Here is a 25,604-nt window from a genome sequence, read left to right on the forward strand (position 1 = left end):
CCCTCTTTACCGTTATTTACCCGTTAACGGCGCGGGCGCCGGGAACGTCACGCTGACCAGCGTGCCGCCGTTTTGCGGCTGCGAAAAGTGCAGCAATCCGCCGAGCCGTTGCGCGCGTTCGCGCATAATGTTCAGCCCGTAGTGTCCCGGCGGCTCGCTGGCTTCGCCAATCCCGATGCCGTTGTCACGAATGCTGACGCTGTGCGTACCGTCCGCTGCGGTCACGCAGCTTACGGTGATCTCGCTGGCCTGTGCGTGCTTAATGGCGTTCAACACGGCCTCACGCACGATCTGCAACAGATGCACCTGCTTTTGCGCGTCCAGCGCCAGCGAGGAGAGACGGCAGTCGAGATGCAGCTTCGCCTGCGTCTGGCTCTGCAGGACGTCGAGGGACTCCTGAAGCGCAGCGGGCAAGTTCGCGTGGTTCAGCGTCAGGCGGAAGGTGGTGAGCAGCTCGCGAAGCTGCTGCCAGGCATTGTTCAGCTCGCGGGAGAAGTCGGTGATGATGGTCTGCGCAGGGGTATTGTCCTCCGGCACGGCGCGTTTGAGCAGCGCCAGCTGAATGCGCAGATACGATAGCACCTGCGCCAGCGAATCGTGCAGCTCGCGGGCAATGGTGGCGCGCTCTTCCATCAGCAGCAGCTGCTGGTAATGCTTTTGCGCCTGGTTAAAGTACAGCCCGCGCCCGAGCATGGTCGCCACGCTTCTCATCAGCGGGAGGGGGACGCTGTCCGTCTCGCTTTGCCAGCGCAGCTCGCCGTAAAGGGTGTCCTGCATCAGTACCGGCAGGTTTTGCAGAGGGATGCCCTCAGACTCCGCCCCTTCGCACAGCCGCCAGTCGTCGCTGGTGCGCAGTTCCAGATAATTCATCTGCGTATAGTCATGGACAATCTGCAGGATATGCCGGAAGCAGTGGCTGTCTATCTGGCCGGTATTCAGCGCCTGAGAGCACTTGAACAGCATGTCGAGCTGCTGGTGGGCTTCATGCAAATGCCGCGTCTTTTCCGCGACCGAGGCCTCAAGCGAACGATAGAGCGTATCTAATTCGGCGGACATGTGGTTAAAGGCGCGGGAGAGTTGGCCCAGCTCGTTCGGCAGGGCGGTATCCGGCGCCGGGGTTGCAAATTCCCCGCGCTCAATCCGTTCGCTGGCCGCCACCAGATTGTTCAGCGGCAGCACCACCCGGCGACGAATGCGTCGCAGGGTAAACAGCGTCAGCAGCAGGATCCCGAGAGCGCCCGCCAGAGAGAGCAGGGTCACCGTCTGAATTTTATGTTCGGTGTAGTGCTGGAGGGCGAGCACAAAGGCATCAATGCGGCCAACAAAATCCTCAATGTGGGTTTGATACCACGCACTGTCGCCGCGGGCGATGTGCGCATCCATCTCCAGCCAGGCCACGTGCAGCTGCTGGTAGCGCGCTTTTACATTGTCCGGGACGTACCAGCGGTTCAGCTTCTGCAGGGCAGGCGCGCTCAGCGTCTGTTGCCAGCTGTCGCGATGCGCCGCAAGGGAAGGGCTGTTGCGCTGCATCTCGTAGCCCAGACGATAGCTCTGCATGCGCAGCGAACCCGCGATATTAATGGCTTCGGCGTCACGCTGGCTGCTGGCAAGCGTCAGCAGGGCGACGGTGCTGGTCAGCACGGATAAGACAATGATCGAAAAGAAAGCCCAGGCAAGGCTTCCGGAAACGGGTCGTTTAACGGTCACAGAACGGCTCTCTGAATAAAATTGATCTGCCACAGGTTCACTGTAAATAATTGGGCATCCTGGGCATTTGAACATTGCCCGATCGCGACGTGATGCGTAAATACCATATTCATACAAAGAATAAGGTTATTGAACCAAAAACAGGTGTGGTTATGAATCGTTTTATTATGGCTAACAGCCAGCAGTGCATTGGGTGTCGCGCCTGCGAAGTGGCCTGCGTGATAGCGCACAACGATGAGCAGCACGTCCTGAGCGAGCGCCATTTTCATCCCCGTATTACGGTCCTGAGATCCGGCGACAAGCGACGCCCCGTCACCTGCCATCACTGTGAAAATGCACCCTGCGCGCAAAGCTGCCCGAACGGCGCCATCAGTAAATGCGATGACAGCGTACAGGTGAATCAACAAAAATGCATCGGCTGTAAGGCCTGCGTGGTGGCCTGCCCGTTTGGCACGATGGAGATTATCGTCACCCCGCTCGACAACGGCAGCGTGAAGGCCTCGGCCAACAAATGCGATCTCTGTCTGACGCGGCCACGCGGCCCGGCCTGTATCGAAAATTGCCCGGCAGATGTCCTCTCACTGGCGACGCCTGCTGTCCTTGATAATCTGGCGAAGTCGCGCCGACAGCGCACGGCCTGCCTGGAGGCGCAGCCCTGGCATGCGGAGGTCGTCGGAGAAGCCGCTCCGCGCACCAAACTGCAGCAGATGCAGGCGACGGCGCCACGCGGCGAGCCCGACAAACTCGCTGCCGCAGAGCGCGTGGGCCATTTTAACGAAATTTACCTGCCGTTCCGGGACGGGCAGGCCGCCCGCGAGGCATCGCGCTGCCTGAAATGCGGCGAGCACAGCATTTGCGAATGGACCTGCCCGCTGCATAACCACATCCCGCAGTGGATTGAGCGCCTCAACGCGGGGGATATCGCCGGCGCGGTCGAGCTTTCTCATCAGACCAACTGTTTACCTGAAATTACCGGCCGCGTCTGTCCGCAGGACCGATTATGCGAAGGTGCCTGCACAATACGTGAAGAGGCGGGATCCGTGACCATCGGTAACATCGAGCGCTATATCTCCGATCGGGCGCTGGCGATGGGCTGGCGGCCGGATATGTCCGCCGTCACGCCGTCGGGTAAACGCGTCGCGATCGTCGGCGCGGGACCTGCCGGGCTGGCGTGCGCCGACGTGCTGGTGCGCAGCGGCGTGAGCGTGACGGTCTATGACCGGCATCCGGAAATTGGCGGATTGCTGACCTTTGGCATCCCGGCATTCAAGCTGGACAAATCGCTGCTCGCGCGGCGCAGAGAGATATTTACTGCGATGGGGATCGGCTTCGAACTGAACTGCGAGGTGGGGCAGGACGTGTCGATGTCGCAGTTAAAGAATGATTACGACGCCCTGTTTATTGGCGTGGGAACCTACCGCTCGATGAAGGCGGGTATCCCGCATGAAGACGCGCCGGGGGTCTATGACGCGCTGCCTTTCCTGGTGGGCAACACGCGGCACGTTATGGGGCTGGCGGCGACGGCCAGCGAACCGTTCATCGACACCCAGGGTTTAAACGTGGTGGTGCTTGGCGGGGGCGATACCGCGATGGACTGCGTCCGCACCGCGTTACGCCACGGTGCGGCGAAGGTGACCTGCGCCTATCGTCGGGATGAGGCCAACATGCCGGGCTCGAAGAAAGAGGTGAAGAACGCCAGAGAAGAGGGCGCGGCGTTTGAATTTAACGTCCAGCCGGTTGAGCTGACGCTGGATCCTGACGGAAAGGTCAACGGTATCCGGATGCTGCGTACCGAGCTTGGAGAGCCGGATGCGCAGGGACGGCGTCGGCCCGTTCCCGTGGCGGGCAGCGAGTTCGTGATGGCCGCGGATGCGGTCATCATGGCGTTTGGTTTTAACCCGCACGCGATGCCGTGGCTGCAGGCGCAGGGTGTCGAAACGGATGACTGGGGACGGATCGTTGCCTCCGTCGAGAGCCGTTACCGTTACCAGACGACCAACCCACAGATCTTCGCCGGGGGCGATGCGGTACGCGGCGCGGATCTGGTGGTGACCGCAATGGCGGAAGGGCGTCATGCGGCACAAGGGATACTTGACTGGCTGGGGGTTAACGCGCCAAAACATCATTAAACCGACGGGCGACAAAGCGGGATTCACGGCGTAGTATAGGACGACTCATTGTGTCGTGGAGCCCGTATGACCCTGAAAATTAACGTTATCAAAGACAAAATTCTCTCTGAAAACTACTTTGTCCTGCGTAACATCACCTACGATCTTACGCGTAACAACGGTGAAGTGATTCGCCACAAGCGCGAGGTCTACGACCGCGGCAACGGAGCAACCATTCTGCTCTATAACCGTGAAAAGCAGAGCGTGGTGCTGATCCGTCAGTTCAGGGTGGCGACATGGGTCAATGGCAACCCCGACGGACGTCTGATTGAAACCTGCGCGGGCCTGCTCGATGATGATGAGCCGGAAGTCTGTATCCGCAAAGAGGCCGTAGAAGAAACCGGCTTCGAAGTGGGCGAGGTCAAAAAGGTCTTTGAGCTGTTTATGTCACCGGGCGGCGTGACGGAGCTCGTCCATTTCTTCATTGCAGAGTACAGCGACGCGCAGCGCACCCACCGGGGCGGTGGCGTTGAGGATGAAGATATCGAAGTGCTGGAGCTTCCTTTTTCCCGGGCACTGGAGATGATGCGTTCAGGGGAAATCAGGGATGGTAAAGCGGTGATATTACTGCAGTATTTACAGACAACCGGGTTAATGAACTCTGCTTTCTAATGGATGTAGTATGTTTTTCAGGTATATCTGACAAATCCGATTGAGCAACCCCGGCGGGAACACGAAGATACTGCCCAGTTAAGCGTTTTCGTTCCGGGATTGTGCCATTCATGCGCTACAGCGTCTTTTTGTTTTACCTGTTTTGTGTGCTCCTCGCGCCGCAGGTGCGGGCTGCACCCGCGCAGCAAGCCTTCTCTGACTGGCAGGTGACCTGTAACAACCAGAACTTTTGCCTTGCGCGCAACACGGGTGAGCACCGCGGTCTGGTCATGACGCTCACCCGAAGCGCCGGGGCGAAAACGGATGCCACGCTGCGTATCGATCTCGGCGGTCTTGATACGCCCTCCGTCAAAGAGCCAGAGATTGCCCCCCGGCTGCTGCTGGATAATGTTCCCCTTACGCTGGACAAACAGCGCTGGCAGCTCACGCCCTGGCATCTGAAAACGGACGATGCGGCCACCATTACCGCCTTTCTGAAAAACATCCAGGAAGGGAAGGCCCTGACCCTGCGCGGCGGTAAGCAGATTATTTCACTGAGCGGTCTGAAAGCCGCGCTGCTGTTTATTGATGCGCAGCAAAAGCGCGTCGGCAGCGAAACCGCGTGGATCAAGAAAGGTGACGATCCGCCGCTAAGCGTTCCACCTGCACCCGCCTTAAAAAAGGTGGCGGTCGTCAACCCGACCCCGACGCCACTCTCCCACGCCGAACTGAACGACCTGCTGGACTATGGCACCGGACGGATGAACAGCAGCCAGTGCTCTCTGGATCCTAACCGCCGGGAAGTGCGCGTCACCGCGTTAACCGATGACAAAGCGCTACTGATTGTCAGCTGCGAGGCGGGGGCCTATAACACGGTCGACCTCGCGTGGCTGGTTTCACGTAAAAAACCGTTCACCGCGCGCAGCGTCAGGCTGCGTCTTCCGTTTACGCCGTCAAGCGACGGCAGTGAAATGGAGTTGATGAACGCCAGCTTCGATGAGAAGACGCGCGAGCTGACCACGCTCGCGCTGGGACGCGGTTTGGGCGATTGCGGGATCCAGACGCGCTGGCGTTTTGACGGCCAGCGTTTCCGCCTGGTGCGCTACGCCGAGGAGCCCAGCTGCGACAGCTGGAACGGGCCAGATGCCTGGCCCACGCTGTGGATCACGCGGTAGCTTTTTCCGGGTGGCGGCTACGCCTTACCCGGCCTACGAATCCTGCGGCCTGTGACAATGTGCCGGGTGGCGGCTACGCCTTACCCGGCCTACGAATCCTGCGGCCTACGACAATGTGCCGGGTGGCGGCTTGGCCTTACCCGGCCTGCGAATCCTGCGGTCTGTGACAATGTGCCGGGTGGCGGCTTCGCCTTACCCGGCCTACGAATCCTGCGGTCTGTGGCAATGTGCCGGGTGGCGGCTTTGCCTTACCCGGCCTGCGAATCCTGCGGCCTGTGACAATGTGTCGGGTGGCGGCTTCGCCTTACCCGGCCTACGAATCCTGCGGCCTGTGACAATGTGCCGGGTGGCGGCTTTGCCTTACCCGGCCTGCGAATCCTGCGGCCTGTGACAATGTGTCGGGTGGCGGCTTGGCCTTACCCGGCCTGCGAATCCTGCGGTCTGTGACAATGTGCCGGGTGGCGGCTTCGCCTTACCCGGCCTACGAATCCTGCGGCCTGTGACAATGTGCCGGGTGGCGGCTACGCCTTACCCGGCCTGCGAATCCTGCGTTCTGTGACAATGTGCCGGGTGGCGGCTTCGCCTTACCCGGCCTACGGATCCTGCGGTCTGCAAAAGCTCGAACCGTAGGCCGGGTAAGCGATAGCGCCACCCGGCAAAGCAGACCGCACTCTGGTTACTGTTTACGGAAAAAATCGTTATACAGCATGTAAAGATGCGCCGCGCTCCACGAGAAATTAGGCGCGCCTTGCTGTGCCCCGGTCAGCGGGTTGTAGTTTTCCTGAATCGGGCCGTCGGACGTTAACCCCTTTGCGTGCTTAAAGAAGCTTTCTGCCAGCGTTTGCGCCTGTTCCCGGTAGCCATAGCGTTCCATCCCTTTCAGGCCAAACCAGAACTGGTCGACCCAGACCCGGCCGCGCCAGTAGATATCCGGACCAAATGCCGGGTTGGTTAGCGCGGCAGTCCCGAGCGGCACGTACGTGTTGAACTCTTTCGGATCCAGCATCACCTTCACCACGGCATCCGCATGCTCCTGCGTTGCCGCACCGTTAAACAGCGGCGACCAGCCTTCCGGTCCTTTACCGCGCTCGACGATAGGTTTGCCCGCACAGCCGTTCGCCAGCGGTTTATCCTCGATACGTATGTCATAGTAAAAACCGCTCTTTGCGTCGAACATGCAGGTATTGATGTAGCTCGCGAGCCTATCCGCCAGCTGACGGTAGCGGCTGGCCTCCTGCTCTTTACCCAGCAGGCTCGCCATCTGTGCCAGATAGTGATTGTCGCTGTACATATAGCTCGCCTGGTCGACGGACTCCTGCAGCAGCGAGTAGCCCAACAGCTTGCCCTCTTTGTCGCGGTTTTCGGCAAACTTCACCGTCCAGTCGCTGCGTTTACCGCCGTTTTCGATGTATTTATCCAGCTGGGATTGATCGATAAAACCGAAGACGGCGGCGTCATCGCGCCCTGATTCCCACGAGGCCGCCACCTGCGCCGGGATCTCCAGACTGTCGTAATGGCCTTTGTCGATGACCCTTGCGTAATTCTTCAGCCCGGAGAGGGATTCTTCTTTGTCGCCTCTTTTCACCGTGAAGAGCATGTCGCCGCTGGCGGTATTATGGGCCTTGTCGCGCGTCGCGCCGTACTCCGGCACGCCGTTGCCGTTGTGGTCGCGGTTGCGCAGCCACCAGTCGTGGTAGGCCACCAGTTTAGGATACATTTCCGCCAGCCAGGCCTTATCCTGCGTGGTGTTGTACACCTCCATCACCGACCACGCCGCCAGGCTCGGTTTGGTATTACGTTCATTCCAGTTGCCGCCGTCGCCGCCGCGTTCCGGGCTCAGGTTCCAGGCGATGAGGTCCGGCACAAAGCCCGCATCCTGGGGGCGCACCGGATCGTCGGGTTTGATTTGCCAGGAAAAGACCGCACGAATGTTCTCTTTGGCGATTTCCGGGTTGAAATGCGACATGGCAAACGCCTGTTTCCAGGTATCCCACGGCCATGTCTGGTTGCCGGAGAACCAACGTCCGGTGACGGATGGCGTCACCGTGTTATAGCGCACCGCGCCCCCCGGCGAGCGCCAGTTGCCGTTCAGCGTTTCGATGGCCTTCACCGCCACGCGGGTTTGCTCTGGCGTCGCATCAGGGTTGGTTAGCCCTTTCTGCAAATAGCCTTCCCAGCGCCGCTGCGAGGCCGTCATATAAGCGGCCGGGCGCGCCAGAATATCGCGGATCTGCACCTGCTCGCGCTTTACCTCATCGGCATTCAGCAGATGGGAGTAGGTGGTATACAGCGTGGTGCTGCCGGTAACGTGCGCCCGGCTGGTAAAGCGGTGCCCGTCGACGGTGGTGTCAACGGGGAGGGATTTATGCACCTGGTATTCGGAGCTGCCGGAGGTCAGCAGATCCCAGGTGGAGCGCACTTTGCCAAAGGTCACCTTCAGGCCGTCACGCGCGGGAACCAGCCTGCGCTGGTAATCCGGATACGCGCCGTCGATGGTCTTATTCGACAGCGGTTTGCCCTCTTTAGCCTCCAGCTTTTCCAGCAGTTCGCCGTCCCACACCAGGTCGAGCGGTGACTTGCTGATGATGCGGGTTTCCAGCAGCGAGGTGCGCGCGGTGGCAAAGCGCAGCGTCATTACTATCTGCACATCTTTTGCGCTCAGCTTCTGCACCAGCGCGCCGGGCAGGCTGTATGCCTCAAGGGTAAAATCGACTTTTTGCCGTTCTGATACACGCTCAGGCGATCGAAATTGGTCGCCATAAAGTTAATATACTCTTCGGTGAGCAGCGCTACGCCGGGAAATCCTCCCTGGGTCTGCGGCCCGTCCGGCAGCAAATGCCCATGCCAGGCACCCAAATCGAAAAAGGGATTGAAACGCTGGTGGTCGTCAGCGTCGAAATCGTGCATAAACGCCGGTGCACCGGTGCGGTTGATGACGTTTTTAAAATCAGCTGGGGTGGTGGCGTGAGCCGAAAAGCTGAGTGCCAGCGCGCAGGCCAGCGGTGTAAGGCTGAGTTTCATGATGGAAGATCCTTTTACCAGTAGAAATATTGCATCAGGAAGACCTGGTCGCTCGGGACGCCGGAGGCATTTTTCATGTAGAAGCGGCTGTCGGCCGCGGTAGCAAAACGGCCACCGCCGTACTCGTACCAGATACCGAACTGCATAAACGAGGTCGTTTCATCGGCGGCATTGTCCGGGCGATGCTTTGCGTAGCTGTAGGCGGTGGAGAGATAGACGCCTTTTAACGCTTCAACCATGGCGCTGACCATATACCCGGTCTCTGTGCCGGAGACGTCCCTGCCGCTGGCGCGTCCGGTGTGATGCCAGGCGCGCGCCGCCAGGTTGGGCGACAGAATGCCGGTCAGGAAGAGTTGGCCTGTCCCGTCGGTGACCTCAAGGCCGTTCATCCAGGTGACGTCTTTGACGATGTCATACTGGATATAGCCGTTGGCCATCGCCGGATAGGTATACTTATCGTCATAGCGATCGTATTTGCCAAAATGCAGCCAGGCTTTGCTCTCGTCATGGTGCCCCGCAGGCGTGGCGGTGACGCTGTAGCGCAGGTTCCCGGAGCGGTTCTGTACCTTGAGCGCGTACATAATGTCGCGGGTATTGGGGATCACATATCCCAGATCGGGCGTGAAATCCCCCCACCACTGCAGGTCATCGAGGGAGGAGTCCTGACGCAGGCTGAGCATGATTTCGGTATTGCCGTCAGTTTTGTAGCCGCCGTAAAAGCGGTTAAGCCCACCTTCAAACCCGCCCCAGCTGTGGTCGGGCACCCAGGCGTTCCCCTGATGGTCAGCCTGTACGGTCCAGCCCTCGCCGTAAATCAGGCCGAACCAGTGCCCGTGCTTCATCTCCAGACCGCCCTCAATGTAGGTGCCGTCACTGTATTTATGCTTATTCTGGCCTTCTAAATCCATATATCCGCCAACCCCCAGCTCGCCATAAAAACGAAACGACGGAGAGGTGATTTCCGGGGTTCGGGTATCGTCATGTTCAGCGGGTCTGATTTCTTCTGCGGCAATTGCAGGGCAGCAGAAAGAGAGGGCAGCGAGTGCCCCAATCGTTTTCTCTTTAATTTTCATGCACTCATCCCAATGAGAGAATATCCATGCCTTAAGTGTTAATTAATATTTGAGGCAGGTGACGCTTCTATTTGTTGTTGTTCTTTTGATAATCCCCGGACGTATTTGCTGTATTTCCACCAGGCAAATCCGAGGAATAACACAATGCCACCGACGTTATAGAAAATAATCGTCAGAATATTGGCACCGGTGGGGAAGGTTGAGGCCACAAAGCCGATGGCAAAAATCACAATCAGCATCGACACCACCACCATCCCGGTAGTGCGTGAGCCCATTTTGAAATCGCGCGGGAGATGGTCGAGCTTACGACGCAGATTGAGGTATGCCAGCATGATAAACAGCGGCGGTAACATAGACGCGGCCGCGGTCATGTTGATGACGGTATTCATCAGCTCCTGCGCGGTGTTCGATCCCATGGTTGGGATAATCATTAACGGAATGACGATCAAATACTGGATCCACGCCGCGCGCGCCGGTACGCCGTTCTCATTCAGCGCCACGGTTTTTGGCCCAAAGATGCCGCTCGGGATTTCAGAGAAGAAGATTTTGACCGGGGTCGCCGTCCACATCAGCAGGGAACCGAACATCGCGGTAAAGGAGACCAGGCCGACAAAGCGGTTCATCAGCACTTCCGGCAGGCCAAACCATACCGCCAGGCCGTGGAACACCTGTACCGAACCGCCGGTGAACTTCAGCTCTTTGCTGCTGATAAAGACGTTAATCAGCACCGAGGAGATGGAGTAGAGCACGCCGATGAAAATCCCCGCCAGAATGATCACCCTGACGAAGGATTTTGACCCGCCCTTCACGTCGTTAACGTATACCGCAACGGACTCTGCGCCCCCGGCGGCCATAAATATCCAGGTGGTGATGCCAAGAAACGCCCAGTTAAAGTTCGGGATCATCGCGTCAACGGTAATCGGGTCGGCTGGCTGCACGCCGCCCATCAGCGCCGCACCGGCCAGCAGAATATAGGAGAGGGTCAGCAGCAGCATCAGCGTTGAGGTCACAGACGTGATCGGCCCCAGCATTTTCGCCCCGTTGGTGGACACCCAGGTTGAGAAAGCGAACAGCACCATGCTCAGGACTGTGGTGGCAAACGGCGTAAGAATGTACTCATAGCCCAAAAAGGCGTAAGAGGCGTAGGCGATGACGCGGGGTAATAACGAGGTAAAGAAGAACAGATTTACGAACCAGTAGGTGTAGGCGGTAATAAACGCCCAGCGCCCGCCCAGCGAGCTTTTCACCCAGGCGTACACCCCGGCTTCGGAGTTTTTATTCAGGGAGACAAACTCTGCGATGATTAAGCAGAAAGGAATGAAGTAGAACAGGGTGGCTAAAAAGAACATCGGCGCCGAGGCGAGGCCCAGTTCGATATTGTTATTGATAACGTTGTTAAAACTAAATACGGCGGCAAACGTCAGCGACAGCAGGCCGAATTTACCGATGGTATTACGTTTGATCGTTTCAGACATAATGTTTCTCCGGGTACGAGGAGGATTTCGCGGTGCTTCATTGGCACCGCTGAATTTTTATTTGTTATGGAAATAGCCATCTTCGATGGTCACATAGAGGACGACTTTTTTAGCCGGCGTTTCGCTGATAAAGCGATAGGCCTCGTGATTCTCGCAAATGACGATTTGCCCCTCATGGATGAGTTCGGTATGGCCCACGCCTTTTAGGTACTCGCGGTCGGTTTCATCCCGGTAGCACTCCACAAGCTGAAGGGCGTCTTTTGCGGCGTACTCAATTTTCTGCGCGCCCTGCAGGTAGTAATGGACCTCGAAATAGCGGCGATGGCCGACGAACAGCGCGTCGGTGCTGGCATCCTGGGTCACGCGATAGGCCAGAGAGTCGCCAATCGAGTGGGCAACGCCGGGCTGGATGTTGTCGATGTTATTAATGGCTTCTGTGCAGCGCTGCCATTTACGGCCCGTGCGATAACGCTGCTGGAACTGTTCCAGGCTGTCGAGAACGATCATTTTTCTGCCTCGCTGTGCGAATTCATGGAGAAGAAACCGGTGCCGAACCGATGGTGTACCAGTGCCTGCGCGCTAGTTTGTCCGCCTTCCAGCGGGAGCAGGGTGAAGCCGTAGCGGAACGGCCTGAACCAGACGCGCCAGGTGTCCAGCACTTCGCTTCCCCAGGAGTTGGAGCCTAAGCCCAGTACCTGATGATCGAGATTGAGGGTGATGTCATCGCTGCGGCGCAGTTCGTTGCAGTGCTGCGCGGCGTGGATGTTCTCTGCCGTGTAGTGCCAGGCGCTGAAATGGATGGGTTGTTCAGGCACCACCAGAAGACCGCTGCCGTGACGGTTTGCGAGCGTTGCCCAGCGCACCTGCTGGCGGTTGCCGTTGTTCTGCGGGAACGGGTAGTTTTCGAACATCTCGTCCACGGTGGTGTGCCATTGGTCTATGGTGCTGGCCTGCTGGCTGTCCGGGTAGTTCTCTCCGGGGCCGCGTCCGTAGTAGCTCACCTGGTCGAATTCGCCGTTGATGCCGAGGGTGAAGCCGATGCACGGGATAATGTGCGGGTAATCGCCGTAGCGTTCGCCGCTTAGCTCAACGTTAATTTGCCCGTCGGCGGCAATGCGCCAGCGGTAGGTGCAGCGCATACCAAAATCAAACACTGGCGGAGCAATCAGCGTGCGGGTCGTAATGACGATCGCATCGTCCTGCTGCTCGATCTCAAAACCGCGCAGATGCTCCTGCATAATCTGCAGGTGGTTGGGTTGCCATAGCCCCTCATATTCCTGCTTGTGGTTATCAATCATCGGCTTGAAGAAATTAATCTTCGGTTCGCGGGTAATCTTATCTTCACCGTTAACCTGCCAGGCGCTGAGTTTTCCCGTCACTTTTGAGAAGCTTGCGCGGAAGTTATGTCCGGTCACGGTACAGTTCAGGCGGTCCTCTTCCAGCAGCAGCGGCGTGGCGTTGGCGTTAATAAACGGCGTCGCGTGAGCCGTGCGCGCTTTTAGCGGGAACTGATACACCGCAATCTCGTGCCCCGCCTCGCTATAGCGGGTGCGGCTGTTTTTGCTGATGCGCACGGTCAGGAACGCTTCGCGCTCGTCGAGTTCGGGCAGGTTCAGGCTCACGCTGCGGGTGCTGTTGGGGGCCAGCCCGGTCATTGTCAGCGGCTGGCTGTACAGGGTTTCACCTTCGGCACGCACCTCAACGAGCAGGGTGTAATCGTCCAGGCTGGTGAACCAGAAGCGATTTTCAACGTGCAGCTCGCCGTTCTGCCAGCGCAGCTTGACCGGGGCAATTACCTGCTTATATTCGCGCAGGCCCGGACCCGGCGTTTGGTCGGAGTAGATCAGCCCGTCGAGGCAGAAGTTGTAGTTGTTCGGGTAGTCACCAAAGTCGCCGCCGTAGGCGTAATACGTATTGCCGCTGGCATCTGCCGCCTGAATACCGTGGTCGCACCACTCCCAGACGTAGTGGCCCTGAATGCAGTCGTGGCGATCGAAGACGTTTTGATACTCGCTCAGACCGCCGGGACCGTTGCCCATCGCGTGGGCGTATTCGCAGATGATGCGCGGTTTGGCGTGGGGATACTCGCCGAACAGGTTCATCAGCGGCACGCGGGTGTACATGGTCGAGATGATATCCACCACCTCAGCGTCGCGATCTTCTTCGTAATGCAGCAGGCGCGTGTCGTCCAGCGCCTTTGCGGCCCGCGCCATGGCGCGGATATTGCAGCCGTAGCCGGACTCGTTGCCAAGCGACCAGATGATGATTGAAGGATGGTTTTTCTGCGCGTGAATATGGCGTTCGATGCGTTCAACGTAGACATGTTCCCACAGCGGATCGTCCGTGATGCGGCTCAGATCGCCGACGTTGGCAAAGCCGTGAGATTCCACATCCGTCTCCGCCATCACGAACAGGCCGTAGATGTCGCACAGCTCGTAGAAGCGTGGATCGTTGGGGTAGTGGGCGGTGCGCACCGAATTGATGTTGTGCTGCTTCATCAGGATCAGGTCGCGCTCGACCCGATCCATGCCCACGGCGCGGCCTTTCTGGTGATCGTTGTCGTGACGGTTTACGCCGTGCAGCTTCAGGTAGCGATTGTTGATGTAGAACAGACCGTCGCGCACCCTGATGTCGCGAAAACCAACACGCTGCGGGATAACCTCCAGCGTCTGCCCGTTCGCATCTTTTAGCGTTATTACCAGATGGTAGAGAGAGGGGGATTCCGCATACCACTGCTGAGGCTGTTTGACCTCAATGCTGAAGGCGGTTTCCGCGCTGCGGGTCACGGTCAGGCTGTCGGTTGTGCCCTGATGGATCGCTGCGTCGCCATCATACAGGGCATACTCCAGCGACACGGCTGATGCGTGCGGGGCCAGGTTTTCCAGCTCAAGCTGACAGAAGAGAGTGGCGTTTTTGTAAGCTTCGTCAAAGGTGGTTTTGATCGTGACGTCGCGCACGTGAGTGGGATTTTTGCCGATCAGATAGACGTCGCGGAAAATACCGGCCGTCCACCACATGTCCTGATCCTCAATGTAGGTAGAATCCGCCCACTGCATCACCCGCACGCACAGCAGGTTTTGCCCGCCATGCACCGTGTGGCTGATATCAAACTCGGCGGTCAGCCGGCTGCCCTTGCTAAAGCCAATGTAGTGACCATTCACGTAGACTTCGAAATAGGTTTCGACGCCGTCAAACTTGATGAGGGTCTGCTTGCCCTGCCAGCCGTCCGAAAGCGTGAAGTAGCGCTGATACGCTCCGGTTGGGTTATCCGCAGGCACCCAGGGGACGTCGACCGGGAAGGGAAAGCCTTCGTCGGTGTACTGCAGCTGGCCGTGGCCTTCCATCTGCCACATGGCGGGGACGGTTATGTCGCCCCAGTCGGCCATGTACTCAGAGGTGAAGTTTTCCGGCACCAGAAGCGGGTTGGTGAAAAAGCGAAAGTTCCACTTACCGCTCAGAGACAGAAAGTGGCTGCTGGCTTCGCGGGCAAAGGTGCGAGCCTGCGCGACGGTGTCGTATGAGAAGAAGTACGCACGCGGCGGAAGCCGGTTCTCATGCGTGAGTTGAATATTTTCCCAGCGATTCATGCGATCTCCCTGTAGGGGTAAAACATCATTGCTGAGGATTTTAGTAAATATTTTACTAAATAAAATCAGTAAAATTGATTTGCTTTAACTCGATCACGAAATAAAAAAAAAGCCGGGCATGCCCGGCGATGTGTCAAACGAGGGGGATTAGCGGGTGGTGCCGCGGAGTTTCAGCACGCTCGGCACGAAGACCTGCAGCGGCAGCGCCCGGCCATCGCGGGATTTTTCCAGCAGCAGGTTAACCCCCTGGCTGCCCATCATTTCAGAGTGGATGCGTACGGTAGAGAGCGGCGGGAAGGTGAAGCGGGCGGTCGGGATATCGTTCACGCTAATGAGCGAAATGTCCTCCGGGATAGCCAGCCCTTTTTCATGGATAGCGCGCAAGACGCCGATGGCTATCGAATCAGAGGCCACAAACAGGGCGGTTGGCCAGCTTGTCTGTGCCAGCATGGTTTTCGCCAGTTCGTATCCGGACGAGCTGGAAAAACCGCCGCGCCAGATATCCTGTTCAGACACCACCCCTTTCAAACGGCCATACTCGACAAAAGCGGCTTCGCGGATATCGGCTTTGCCGGGTTCATCTTCCCCGCCGATAAAGCCAATGCGCTTAACGCCCTGATCAATAAAGAAATCAACGATCTGCTTGCTGATGCGCGAGAGGTCAATGTCGACGGAATCGAACGCGCTGCCGGGTTCGTGAAAGTCGATAAAACAGACGTTGTCCGTCAGGGCCATTGCGCTACGGCGAGTTGCTGGTGAAGGTTTGCCCACAATCAGTACGCCGGTCAGTTTTTTACTCTCCGGCAGGGTGGCATTGGCGTAACAGTTGCTCAGTTCGACGCCTAGTTTCTCACACTGCGTCTCAATGCCGTGGCGGATGGCAAGGTAGTAAGGGTCGTTAATCTCCAGCTCTTGCTGGTAGCTGTAGAGTGCCAGAATGTGTTGCTGACCCACCGCGGCAGACTGCAGTTTGCGGGACGTTGTGCTCTTATATTCCAGCTTTTCCGCAATCTCCAGAATGCGGTGTTTGGTCTCTTCTTTTACGTTCAACGTTGGGTCATCGTTTAAAACCCGGGATACCGTCGCCAGCGAAACGCCAGCCTCCGTCGCGATGTCTTTGAGCGTAGCCATGTTTGTCCTTATTCCCCACGTGATAACCCATTGTAAAGGATGGGCCAGGACATGCATCAGTTTTTACTAAATATCATGCCCATTGCGTCCGGCAAATAGCGTGCTAGTATTTAGTAAAATTTTACTAAGGAGAGAGCATGGACACGATAGCTTACGATGACTTTGCAAAGCTGGAGATGCGTGTGGGGACGATCGTGGACGTTAAGCGCCACGCTAACGCAGATAAACTCTATATCGCGCAGATTGATGTGGGCGGAAAAACGCTGCAAACCGTCACCAGCCTGGTGCCGTATTACCGGGAAGAGGAGCTAATGGGAAAAACGGTGGTGGTGCTGTGTAATCTGGCGAAAGCAAAGATGCGCGGCGAAACGTCCGAATGCATGTTGCTTTGCGCGGAAACCGATGACGCCAGCGAAAGCGTGTTGTTAACGCCGGAGCGGGCGATGGCCGCGGGCGTGCGGGTGGTATAAAAAAGGGTGGCAAAGCCACCCGATTGTTGTAGGCCCGGTAAGCGTAGCGCCACCGGGCACGCAGGCCGCACTAGATAACGCTCAGCGCCTTCTCCACCACGTTCTCAACGGTAAAGCCGAAGTACGGGAACAGCTTATCGGCAGGGGCGGACTCACCGTACCCCCGCATGCCGACAATCGCCCCTTTGAGCCCGACATACTTGTACCAGTAGTCGGCAATACCGGCTTCCACCGCCACGCGAGCCGCGACGCTGGACGGCAGGACCGATTCCCGGTACGCCTCGTCCTGGGCGTCAAAGATATCCGTTGAGGGCAGGGAAACCACGCGCACCGCGTGTCCTTCGGCGGTCAGTTTCTCCGCCGCTTTCACCGTGATTTCCACCTCGGAACCGGTGGCAATCAGGATCACGTCCGGCTTGCCGCCGCTGTCTTTCAGGATGTAGCCGCCGCGAGCGATGTTTTTCACCTGCTCCGGGGTACGCTCAATCTGCGCCAGGTTCTGGCGTGACAGAATTAATGCCGTTGGGCCATTGTGGCGTTCCACCGCCAGCTTCCAGCCCACCGCCGCTTCGACCTGATCGCACGGACGCCAGGTGCTGAAGTTTGGCGTCAGGCGCAGGCTCGCCAGCTGTTCAACCGCCTGGTGCGTGGGCCCGTCTTCCCCCAGCCCGATGGAGTCATGGGTATAAACCATAATCTGTCGCGCCTTCATCAGCGCCGCCATGCGCGCCGCGTTACGGGCGTACTCGACGAACATCAGGAAGGTGGCGGTGTACGGCACAAACCCACCGTGATGGGCGATGCCGTTGGCAATGGCGGTCATGCCGAACTCGCGCACGCCGTAGTGGATGTAGTTCCCGGCGATGTCCTCTTTGAGCGATTTCGAGCCGGACCAGATCGTCAGGTTGCTTGGCGCCAGGTCGGCCGAGCCGCCGAGCAGTTCGGGCAGAATAGGGCCGATTGCGTTCAGGGTATTTTGCGACGCCTTACGGGTGGCGATTTTCGCCGGGTTGGACTGCAGGTTTTCAATCAGCGCCTGGGTTTTATCGTCCCAGTCTTCCGGCAGACCGCCGCTCATGCGCCGTGAAAACTCGGCGGCCAGCTCCGGATGCGCTTTTTTGTAGGCGGCAAACTTATCGTTCCAGGCGTGCTGGGCTTTCTCACCGTCTTCACGGGCATCCCAGGCTCTGTAGATCTCTTTCGGGATCTCAAACGGTGGGTATTTCCAGCCCAGCTTCTGCCGGGTCAGCGCCACTTCCTCGTCACCCAGCGCCGCGCCGTGCGCCTCTTCTTTGCCCGCCTTGTTCGGCGAGCCGAAGCCGATCACCGTGCGGCAGATAATCAGGGACGGTTTGTCCTTCACGCTCTGCGCTTCCTGAATTGCTTTTTTCACCGCCTCAGGGTCGTGACCGTCGATCTCATGCACCACGTGCCAGTGGTAGGCTTCGAAGCGTTTTGCCGTGTCGTCGGTAAACCAGCCTTCGGTCTCCCCGTCAATGGAGATGCCGTTGTGATCGTAGAAGCCGATCAGCTTGCCGAGCCCCAGCGTGCCCGCCAGGGAGCAGACCTCGTGGGAGATCCCCTCCATCAGGCAGCCGTCACCCATAAACACGTAGGTGTAGTGGTCGACAATCTCGTGATCCGGCTGGTTAAACTGCGCCGCCAGCGTGCGTTCGGCAATCGCCAGCCCAACCGCATTGGCCAGCCCCTGACCGAGCGGCCCGGTGGTGGTTTCCACCCCTGGCGTATAGCCAATCTCCGGGTGACCCGGCGTTTTGGAGTGCAGCTGGCGGAAGTTTTTCAGCTCCTCGAGCGGCAGATCGTAGCCGGAAAGGTGCAGCAGGCTGTAGAGCAGCATTGAGGCGTGACCGTTGGAAAGAATAAAGCGGTCGCGATCGTACCAGGTGGGGTCATTGGGGTTGTGCTTCAGAAAGTCGTTCCACAGCACTTCGGCAATATCAGCCATGCCCATTGGCGCGCCGGGGTGGCCGGAATTGGCTTTCTGCACGGCATCCATGCTGAGGGCGCGAATGGCATTGGCTAGCTCTTTACGGGACATAGTTCACTCCGTGGCAAGGTTAAAGTTTGGCGGCGAGAAGATCTTCAAGTTTGCGCTGGTCGACGGCGAACAGGCGGATACCTTCCGCCAGTTTTTCCACGGCCATGGCGTCCTGATTGTGCTCCCAGCGGAACTCCGCCTCTGTCATGGCTTTCGGTTTTGGCAGAACGGTGGAGGTCGGCACCAGCTTGCGGATCACCGTTTCTTCTTTGTCCTGTAGCTCCTGGAGCAGGTTAGGGGAGATGGTCAGGCGGTCGCAGCCCGCCAGGGCGAGGATCTGCTCGGTACGGCGGAAGCTGGCCCCCATCACGATGGTTTCGTAGCGGTGCTGTTTGTAATAGTCGTAGATATTACGGACCGATTTCACGCCCGGATCCTCATCCACTACGTACGGATCCATCGGCTGTTTCGCCTGATACCAGTCGTAGATGCGCCCGACAAACGGCGAGACGAGGAACACGCCCGCTTCAGCGCAGGCGCGCGCCTGGGCAAACGAGAACAGCAGCGTCAGGTTGCAGTGGATACCCTCTTTTTCCAGTACCTCTGCCGCGCGGATGCCTTCCCAGGTGGAGGCGAGCTTAATCAGGATGCGTGATTTATCGATCCCCTGCTCCTGGTAGAGTTCCACCAGACGACGCGCCTTATTAATGCTCTTTTCTGTATCGAACGAGAGGCGCGCGTCGACTTCGGTTGAAACGCGCCCCGGGATGCTTTTAAGAATTTCCGCACCAAAATTAACCGCCAGCTTGTCGCTGGCTTCGGCGACCTGCTGCTCCTGCGTTTTCCCGCGCTGTTTACCGTAGGCAATGGCGTCATCAATCAGATGACTAAAATGGGCAAGCCCTGCCGCTTTGAGCAGTAGCGAAGGGTTGGTGGTCGCATCCTCCGGCTGATAGTGGCGAATCGACTCGATATCGCCGCTGTCTGCAACCACGGTGGTGAATTTTTTGATGCCGTCTAGCTGGTTCATAAAAGATTACTCCTTGGAAATAAAAGAGTTAGATGAGTGCGTTAGTTCACACTTCTGGAAAAATCATGATGGACTTAACAAAAAAGCATAGCAGACGGGGGAGGCATTGCTTTTGAGACGGGTAACATGGCTGTTATAAATTGATAACAATTTTTAATGTGTGATGGTGAGAGTTTGGCAGCCTTCAAAGTTTAGGAGGCGGCCTGAGGCGATACTAGGCGGCACACCAGGGTGTGCATCAGGATCGCTTACGTCACCCTTTTGACCGATACGTGAAAGGAAAAATAAGATGGATGAGCAGTTGAAACAGAGTGCCCTCGATTTTCACGAGTTTCCTGTCCCGGGGAAAATCCAGGTCTCCCCAACCAAGCCGCTGGCAACCCAGCGCGATCTGGCGCTGGCCTATTCGCCGGGCGTCGCTGCGCCGTGTCTGGAAATCGAAAAAGACCCGCTGGCGGCCTACAAATACACCGCGCGTGGCAATCTCGTCGCCGTGATCTCTAACGGCACGGCGGTGCTGGGGCTGGGCAATATCGGCGCGCTGGCCGGCAAGCCGGTGATGGAAGGGAAGGGGGTACTGTTCAAGAAATTCGCCGGTATCGACGTGTTCGATATCGAGGTGGATGAACTCGATCCTGACAAATTCATCAACGTGGTGGCCGCGCTGGAGCCGACCTTCGGCGGGATTAACCTGGAAGACATCAAAGCGCCGGAATGTTTCTATATCGAGCAGAAGCTGCGCGAGCGTATGAACATTCCCGTGTTCCACGATGACCAGCACGGGACCGCGATTATCAGCACCGCCGCGATTCTGAACGGCCTGCGCGTGGTTGAGAAAAATCTCTCCGACGTGCGCATGGTGGTGTCTGGCGCTGGCGCGGCGGCCATCGCCTGTATGAACCTGCTGGTGGCGCTGGGTATGCAGAAACACAACATTGTGGTCTGCGACTCCAAAGGCGTTATCTATAAAGACCGCGAGCCGAACATGGCGGAAACCAAAGCGGCGTATGCGGTGGACGACGACGGTAAACGCACCCTGGACGACGTGATAGACGGCGCGGATATCTTCCTCGGCTGCTCGGGTCCGAAAGTGCTGACCCAGGAGATGGTGAAGAAGATGGCGCGCGCGCCGATGATCCTGGCCCTGGCGAACCCTGAGCCGGAAATCCTGCCGCCGCTGGCGAAAGCGGTGCGTGAAGACGCCATTATCTGTACCGGTCGTTCTGACTACCCGAACCAGGTCAACAACGTGCTCTGCTTCCCGTTCATCTTCCGCGGCGCGCTGGACGTTGGCGCAACGGCGATCAACGAAGAGATGAAGCTTGCCGCCGTTCACGCCATCGCGGAGCTGGCGCACGCCGAGCAGAGCGAAGTGGTCGCGTCTGCGTACGGCGATCAGGATCTGAGCTTCGGACCGGACTACATCATTCCAAAACCGTTCGACCCGCGTCTGATTGTCAAAATTGCCCCAGCGGTGGCCAAAGCGGCGATGGACTCCGGCGTGGCGACGCGTCCGATTCACGATTTCGACGCTTACGTCGATAAGCTCACCGAGTTTGTCTATAAAACCAACCTGTTCATGAAGCCGATCTTCTCCCAGGCGCGCGCCGACGCGAAGCGCGTCGTGCTGGCGGAAGGGGAAGAGGCGCGCGTGCTGCACGCCACCCAGGAGCTGATCACCTTAGGCCTGGCGAAACCGATCCTGATTGGTCGTCCGAGCGTGATTGAGATGCGTATCCAGAAGCTGGGCCTGCAGATCAAGCCGGGCGTCGACTTCGAGATCGTTAACAACGAATCCGATCCGCGCTTCAAAGAGTACTGGAGCGAATACTACGCGATCATGAAGCGCCGGGGGATCACCCAGGAGCAGGCGCAGAAAGCCGTCATCAGCAATACGACGGTGATCGGCGCGATCATGGTCCATCGCGGCGAAGCGGATGCGCTGATCTGCGGCACTATCGGCGATTACCACGAGCACTTTAGCGTGGTGCAGGAGATCTTCGGCTATCGCGACGGCGTTCATACCGCCGGGGCGATGAACGCGCTGCTGCTGCCGAGCGGCAACACCTTTATTGCTGACACCTACGTTAACAACGATCCGACCCCGGACGAGCTGGCGGAGATCACCGTGATGGCCGCCGAGACCGTGCGTCGCTTTGGTATTGAGCCGAAGGTGGCGCTGCTGTCGCACTCTAACTTTGGTTCGTCTAAATCCGCGGCGGCCTGCAAAATGCGTCAGACGCTGGAGCTGGTGCGCAAGCGTGCGCCGGAGCTGATGATTGACGGGGAAATGCACGGCGATGCCGCGCTGGTGGAGAGCATCCGTAACGAACGTATGCCGGACAGCCCGCTCAAGGGATCGGCCAACATACTGATTATGCCGAACGTGGAAGCGGCGCGTATCAGCTATAACCTGCTGCGCGTCTCCAGCTCTGAAGGGGTGACCGTAGGACCGGTACTGATGGGCGTGGCGAAACCGGTACATGTGTTAACGCCGATTGCCTCCGTGCGTCGTATCGTTAACATGGTGGCGCTGGCGGTGGTTGAGGCGCAGACGCAGCCTCTGTAAGCGGGTGGTGTCGGGTGGCGCGTTCGCTTACCCGACCTACAGGTTGAGTAGGCCGGATAAGCGCAGCGCCATCCGGCAGTTACACCCAGTCCCGAACCTGAATAAACTCACGCAAGGCAGCCTCCGGGCTGCCTTCTTTTGGTTCGTAGCAGTATTCCCAGCGCACCAGCGGCGGCATCGACATCAGAATCGACTCCGTGCGCCCGCCGGTCTGCAGGCCGAACAGCGTCCCGCGATCCCACACCAGGTTGAACTCCACGTAGCGCCCGCGGCGGTAAAGCTGGAACTCACGCTCGCGCACGCCGTAGTCGGTGTTTTTACGGCGTTCGACGATGGGCAGATACGCGTCGGTATAGCCTTCGCCCACCGCGCGCATAAAGCTGAATGCGGTATCAAAATCAGGCGTGTTGAGATCGTCAAAGAACAGCCCGCCGATGCCGCGCTGCTCGTCGCGGTGCTTCAGGTAAAAGTAGTCGTCGCACCACTTTTTAAATTTCGGGTAGACGTCTTCGCCAAACGGCAGGCAGAGGTCCCGAGCGGTGGTGTGCCAGTGCACGGCATCCTCTTCGAAGCCGTAGTAGGGCGTTAAGTCGAAACCGCCGCCGAACCACCAGACCGGGTCGGCGCCCGGTTTTTCCGCAATGAAAAAGCGCACGTTGGCGTGGCTGGTGGGCACAAACGGGTTGTGCGGATGCACCACCAGCGAGACGCCCATCGCCTCGAAGCTGCGGCCCGCCAGTTCAGGACGATGAGCCGTCGCAGACGCGGGCATGGCGTCGCCGTGTACGTGGGAAAAATTCACGCCCGCCTGTTCGAATATGCCGCCGTTTCGCAGCACGCGGCTGCGCCCGCCGCCCCCGGCCTCGCGCTGCCAGTTATCTTCCTGAAATTCACCGCCGTCTGCGGCGGCCAGTTTCTGGCAGATCTCATCCTGCAGCTGCAGCAGGAAGGTTTTTACCAGTTGAGCATCGGGTTTCATCAACGTTTCCTGGAGTGCGCTTTTTGGTTATCGAACCAGTTGAAGTAACTGATAATGCCGGAAGCGATGGCGTTGGCGATCTTCTGACGAAACGCCGTGGTGCCGAGGAGTCGCTCTTCTTCCGGGTTGGTAATGAAGGAGGTTTCCACCAGCACGGACGGGATGGACGGTGATTTCAGAACCACAAACGCCGCCTGCTCGGTGCCTTTGCTGTGCAGACGATGCACCGGCTTAATCTTCTTCAGAATATGCGAGCCGAGCGTCAGGCTGTTTTTGATCGTATCGGTTTGCACGAGGTCGAACAGCACCTGCTGTAGCAGATGATCTTTGTCGGTGGCTTTCTTCCCGGCGACTTCATCCGCCCGGTTTTCGCGGTCGGAGAGGTATTTTGCCATGGCGCTACTGGCGCCACGGTTGGAAAGCGCAAACACCGAGGCGCCCGCCGCAGAAGGGTTGGTAAAGCCGTCGGCGTGGATCGACATAAACAGATCCGCACCGTGCTGGTGGGCGATCTCTACGCGGTCATACAGCGGAATAAAGGTATCGCCAGAGCGCGTCAGACGGGCGTCAATGCCGTTACTACGTAAAATTGCGCGCACATTTTTTGCAATTGCCAGCACGACATGTTTTTCTTTCGACCCGTTTTTGCCGATGGCGCCGGTATCAATACCGCCGTGTCCCGGGTCGAGCATCACCAGACGCTTCGCGCCCGGCTTTTTGGTTTTCGGTTTGCTGTGTCCGTTACTGGTTTTGAGCGTGCTCTCGTCTTTCGCCTGAGCCTGCTTTGCGATGCCCGTTAACGTTAAGGCCGCCAGCCCCGCTTTGAGAACCTGACGACGCGATGTGAGTGCTTTTAATGGTTTGAATGTGCTCATGCGGCCTGAATACTAAAAAAAGGGGTCCTGGTGTTATATCGTATCGTGTTTCCCGTTACGACAGTCCATATTGAGAATTGTTTTACTTTTCATTTCAATACGTGACAAAGTGACATTATGCCAAATTTTGGCGAGATTTTCCCCGGTTATTGGCTAAAGGCGTGGTTCACGCCATAATCACTGTTTTTAAACCTGAAAAGGCGGTTAATACCATGGAGATACGCGTTTTTCGCCAGGAAGATTTCGAAGAGGTGATCACCCTTTGGGAGCGCTGCGATCTGCTGCGTCCGTGGAACGATCCGGAAATGGATATCGAACGTAAGGTGAATCACGACGTCAGCCTGTTTCTGGTCGCGGAAGTCAATGGCGAGGTCGTGGGGACGGTAATGGGCGGTTACGACGGCCACCGCGGGTCGGCCTATTATCTGGGCGTCCACCCGGAATACCGTGCCCGCGGCATCGCCAATGCGCTGCTTAATCGTCTCGAGAAGAAGCTTATCGCCCGCGGCTGCCCGAAAATCCAGATCATGGTGCGGGAAGATAACGACGTGGTGCTGGGCATGTATGAGCGTCTGGGCTATGAACACGCTGACGTGCTGACTCTGGGCAAGCGTTTGATTGAAGATGAAGAGTACTGAGATCCATCCGGCTGACTATGACGCGCAGGGCCGCGTCAGGCTGCCCTTTTTATTCTGGTGCGTTCTGCTGCTGCAGGCCCGGACCTGGGTGCTGTTTGTAATGGCCGGGGCGTCGCGCGGGCAGGGCGACACGCTGCTGAATCTCTTTTATCCCGATCACGATGCCTTCTGGCTCGGCTTGCTGCCGGGCGTACCGGCGGTGGTCGCTTTTTTATGCAGCGGACGACGGCAGGCGATCCCCCGTTTTTGGCGCGCGCTTCGCTGGCTGCTGATCCTCGCCCAGGTTGCGCTGCTCTTCTGGCAGCCGGTACTCTGGTGGTACGGTGAACCGCTGACGGGCACCGGCGTTGCGCTGGTGGTTGCCGATATTGTGGCCCTGCTGTGGCTGCTGACCAACCCGCGTCTTCGCGCCTGTTTTGCGCATCAGGATGATTAATCCGGCACTTTTTGCCGATGTCGCACTCCAACAAGCGTTGATTTAACAAGAAAGGACGTTTCAATGAAATCGCTGCGTTTACTGTTATGCGCTCTCCCGCTGGCCTTGACCGGCTGTTCGACGCTCTCCTCCATTAACTGGTCCGCCGCGTATCCGTGGAACTGGTTTGGCTCATCAACGGAAGTGACCGAGCAGGGCGTGGGGAAAATTACCGCCGCGACGGCGCTGGATCAGAATGCTATTCAGGATGCGCTCAGCAGCGATTACCGCCTGCGCAGCGGCATGAAAACGGAGAATGGCAATATTGTTCGCTATTACGAAGCGCTGAAGGGCGACAAGCTGGCGCTGGTGATCAACGGTGACAAAGGCACGGTAAACAGAATTGCCGTGATGGATGAAGATATTCCGACGGCGAGCGGTGTGAAGGTGGGTACGCCGTTTAGCGAACTTTATAAGCAGGCCTTTGGCAACTGCACCAGCTTGCCGTCTGACGACAAGGTCGCGGTGGAATGTAAGGCTGAAGGCAGCCAGCACATCAGCTATGTCTTCACCGGAACCTGGAGCGGACCGGAAGGACTGATGCCGTCTGACGACACGCTCAAGAGCTGGAAAGTGAGCAAAATACTCTGGAAGCAGTAATTTGCGCCTGAACAATCCGCCTCGCTGAAATCCGGGTATAA

Annotated in this window: 18 protein-coding genes and 1 pseudogene; 8 read left to right on the plus strand and 11 right to left on the minus strand. The window is 58.0% G+C overall.

Annotated features, from left to right (window positions below; translation table 11 throughout):
• Positions 1-12: 12 nt before the first annotated feature.
• Positions 13-1,707: a nitrate/nitrite two-component system sensor histidine kinase NarQ gene (narQ, locus tag V4835_RS06865; RefSeq protein WP_331411654.1), complete on the minus strand. Its 1,695-nt coding sequence runs from the start codon at positions 1,705-1,707 to the stop codon at positions 13-15.
• A gap of 152 nt (positions 1,708-1,859) precedes the next feature.
• On the opposite strand from narQ, the gene aegA reads away from it, so the two are divergent.
• From aegA to V4835_RS06880, 3 genes are all read left to right on the plus strand, one after another.
• Positions 1,860-3,836: a formate-dependent uric acid utilization protein AegA gene (gene aegA, locus V4835_RS06870; protein ID WP_331411656.1), complete on the plus strand. Its 1,977-nt coding sequence runs from the start codon at positions 1,860-1,862 to the stop codon at positions 3,834-3,836.
• Between the two features lie 66 nt (positions 3,837-3,902).
• Positions 3,903-4,487, plus strand: coding sequence for a GDP-mannose pyrophosphatase NudK (nudK, locus tag V4835_RS06875; RefSeq protein ID WP_331411657.1), 585 nt, complete (start codon positions 3,903-3,905; stop codon positions 4,485-4,487).
• 110 nt (positions 4,488-4,597) lie between these two features.
• Entirely contained in the window at positions 4,598-5,641 is a 1,044-nt protein-coding gene (locus V4835_RS06880; RefSeq protein WP_063143468.1) for a DUF1176 domain-containing protein, read from the plus strand.
• 676 nt (positions 5,642-6,317) lie between these two features.
• Here V4835_RS06880 and ygjK read toward each other — a convergent pair.
• The 6 genes and pseudogenes from ygjK to ebgR all read right to left on the minus strand — a co-directional run bounded on the left by ygjK (position 6,318) and on the right by ebgR (position 15,928).
• Positions 6,318-8,662 (minus strand): annotated as a pseudogene (ygjK, locus tag V4835_RS06885) (alpha-glucosidase).
• A gap of 14 nt (positions 8,663-8,676) precedes the next feature.
• A complete protein-coding gene (gene ygjJ, locus V4835_RS06890; RefSeq protein ID WP_331411658.1) occupies positions 8,677-9,735 on the minus strand; it encodes a protein YgjJ in 1,059 nt (352 codons plus the stop codon).
• Between the two features lie 38 nt (positions 9,736-9,773).
• Positions 9,774-11,210 (minus strand): amino acid permease, encoded by a 1,437-nt coding sequence (locus V4835_RS06895; RefSeq protein ID WP_331411660.1) that lies wholly within the window; start codon positions 11,208-11,210, stop codon positions 9,774-9,776.
• A gap of 57 nt (positions 11,211-11,267) precedes the next feature.
• Entirely contained in the window at positions 11,268-11,717 is a 450-nt protein-coding gene (locus V4835_RS06900; protein WP_063143472.1) for a beta-galactosidase subunit beta, read from the minus strand.
• Complete coding sequence (gene ebgA, locus V4835_RS06905; protein WP_331411661.1) at positions 11,714-14,797, minus strand: beta-galactosidase subunit alpha; 3,084 nt, start codon at positions 14,795-14,797, stop codon at positions 11,714-11,716. Before ebgA ends, V4835_RS06900 begins: the two co-directional genes overlap by 4 nt.
• A 147-nt stretch (positions 14,798-14,944) precedes the next feature.
• On the minus strand, positions 14,945-15,928 hold the full coding sequence (ebgR, locus tag V4835_RS06910; RefSeq protein ID WP_331411662.1) for a transcriptional regulator EbgR: 984 nt from the start codon (positions 15,926-15,928) through the stop codon (positions 14,945-14,947).
• Between the two features lie 137 nt (positions 15,929-16,065).
• Between ebgR and V4835_RS06915 the strand changes: the two genes are divergently transcribed.
• A complete protein-coding gene (locus tag V4835_RS06915) occupies positions 16,066-16,398 on the plus strand; it encodes a tRNA-binding protein (protein WP_331411663.1) in 333 nt (110 codons plus the stop codon).
• Positions 16,399-16,468: 70 nt separating this feature from the next.
• On the opposite strand, the gene tkt is transcribed toward V4835_RS06915, so the two are convergent.
• Positions 16,469-18,457 carry a transketolase gene (gene tkt, locus V4835_RS06920; protein WP_063143476.1) on the minus strand — a complete coding sequence of 663 codons (1,989 nt, stop codon included), beginning with the start codon at positions 18,455-18,457 and terminating at the stop codon, positions 16,469-16,471.
• A gap of 19 nt (positions 18,458-18,476) precedes the next feature.
• Positions 18,477-19,427 (minus strand): transaldolase, encoded by a 951-nt coding sequence (gene tal / locus V4835_RS06925; RefSeq protein WP_331411664.1) that lies wholly within the window; start codon positions 19,425-19,427, stop codon positions 18,477-18,479.
• Positions 19,428-19,716: 289 nt separating this feature from the next.
• Between tal and maeB the strand changes: the two genes are divergently transcribed.
• Positions 19,717-21,996, plus strand: coding sequence for an NADP-dependent oxaloacetate-decarboxylating malate dehydrogenase (gene maeB / locus V4835_RS06930; RefSeq protein WP_331411665.1), 2,280 nt, complete (start codon positions 19,717-19,719; stop codon positions 21,994-21,996).
• Positions 21,997-22,075: 79 nt separating this feature from the next.
• Here maeB and hemF read toward each other — a convergent pair whose 3' ends face one another.
• Both hemF and amiA read right to left on the minus strand, forming a co-directional pair.
• Positions 22,076-22,975: an oxygen-dependent coproporphyrinogen oxidase gene (gene hemF / locus V4835_RS06935; protein ID WP_029739984.1), complete on the minus strand. Its 900-nt coding sequence runs from the start codon at positions 22,973-22,975 to the stop codon at positions 22,076-22,078.
• Positions 22,975-23,850, minus strand: a complete 876-nt coding sequence (gene amiA, locus V4835_RS06940) for an N-acetylmuramoyl-L-alanine amidase AmiA (protein WP_023308739.1) — start codon at positions 23,848-23,850, stop codon at positions 22,975-22,977. Before amiA ends, hemF begins: the two co-directional genes overlap by 1 nt.
• A 212-nt stretch (positions 23,851-24,062) precedes the next feature.
• On the opposite strand from amiA, the gene V4835_RS06945 reads away from it, so the two are divergent.
• The 3 genes from V4835_RS06945 (at position 24,063) to V4835_RS06955 (ending at position 25,563) form a co-directional block, all read left to right on the plus strand.
• Complete coding sequence (locus tag V4835_RS06945) at positions 24,063-24,488, plus strand: GNAT family acetyltransferase (RefSeq protein ID WP_003861292.1); 426 nt, start codon at positions 24,063-24,065, stop codon at positions 24,486-24,488.
• Entirely contained in the window at positions 24,475-24,924 is a 450-nt protein-coding gene (locus V4835_RS06950) for a DUF2919 domain-containing protein (RefSeq protein WP_063143479.1), read from the plus strand. The genes V4835_RS06945 and V4835_RS06950 overlap by 14 nt, the downstream gene beginning before the upstream one ends.
• Before the next feature lie 63 nt (positions 24,925-24,987).
• Entirely contained in the window at positions 24,988-25,563 is a 576-nt protein-coding gene (locus V4835_RS06955) for an RpoE-regulated lipoprotein (RefSeq protein WP_032646711.1), read from the plus strand.
• Positions 25,564-25,604 lie beyond the last annotated feature (41 nt).

The organism is Enterobacter cloacae complex sp. CARB60, assembly GCF_036487345.1.
Lineage (GTDB): Bacteria > Pseudomonadota > Gammaproteobacteria > Enterobacterales > Enterobacteriaceae > Enterobacter > Enterobacter asburiae_D.

Bases quoted from the DNA above. Each gene is read 5' to 3' on its own strand.
- tkt (WP_063143476.1), bottom strand. From the start codon at position 18,457: ATGTCCCGTAAAGAGCTAGCCAATGCCATTCGCGCCCTCAGCATGGAT.
- ebgR (WP_331411662.1), bottom strand. From the start codon at position 15,928: ATGGCTACGCTCAAAGACATCGCGACGGAGGCTGGCGTTTCGCTGGCG.
- V4835_RS06950 (WP_063143479.1), top strand. From the start codon at position 24,475: ATGAAGAGTACTGAGATCCATCCGGCTGACTATGACGCGCAGGGCCGC.
- V4835_RS06880 (WP_063143468.1), top strand. From the start codon at position 4,598: ATGCGCTACAGCGTCTTTTTGTTTTACCTGTTTTGTGTGCTCCTCGCG.
- tal (WP_331411664.1), bottom strand. From the start codon at position 19,427: ATGAACCAGCTAGACGGCATCAAAAAATTCACCACCGTGGTTGCAGAC.
- ebgA (WP_331411661.1), bottom strand. From the start codon at position 14,797: ATGAATCGCTGGGAAAATATTCAACTCACGCATGAGAACCGGCTTCCG.
- aegA (WP_331411656.1), top strand. From the start codon at position 1,860: ATGAATCGTTTTATTATGGCTAACAGCCAGCAGTGCATTGGGTGTCGC.
- hemF (WP_029739984.1), bottom strand. From the start codon at position 22,975: ATGAAACCCGATGCTCAACTGGTAAAAACCTTCCTGCTGCAGCTGCAG.
- maeB (WP_331411665.1), top strand. From the start codon at position 19,717: ATGGATGAGCAGTTGAAACAGAGTGCCCTCGATTTTCACGAGTTTCCT.
- V4835_RS06945 (WP_003861292.1), top strand. From the start codon at position 24,063: ATGGAGATACGCGTTTTTCGCCAGGAAGATTTCGAAGAGGTGATCACC.
- amiA (WP_023308739.1), bottom strand. From the start codon at position 23,850: ATGAGCACATTCAAACCATTAAAAGCACTCACATCGCGTCGTCAGGTT.
- ygjJ (WP_331411658.1), bottom strand. From the start codon at position 9,735: ATGAAAATTAAAGAGAAAACGATTGGGGCACTCGCTGCCCTCTCTTTC.
- V4835_RS06900 (WP_063143472.1), bottom strand. From the start codon at position 11,717: ATGATCGTTCTCGACAGCCTGGAACAGTTCCAGCAGCGTTATCGCACG.
- V4835_RS06915 (WP_331411663.1), top strand. From the start codon at position 16,066: ATGGACACGATAGCTTACGATGACTTTGCAAAGCTGGAGATGCGTGTG.
- nudK (WP_331411657.1), top strand. From the start codon at position 3,903: ATGACCCTGAAAATTAACGTTATCAAAGACAAAATTCTCTCTGAAAAC.
- V4835_RS06895 (WP_331411660.1), bottom strand. From the start codon at position 11,210: ATGTCTGAAACGATCAAACGTAATACCATCGGTAAATTCGGCCTGCTG.
- V4835_RS06955 (WP_032646711.1), top strand. From the start codon at position 24,988: ATGAAATCGCTGCGTTTACTGTTATGCGCTCTCCCGCTGGCCTTGACC.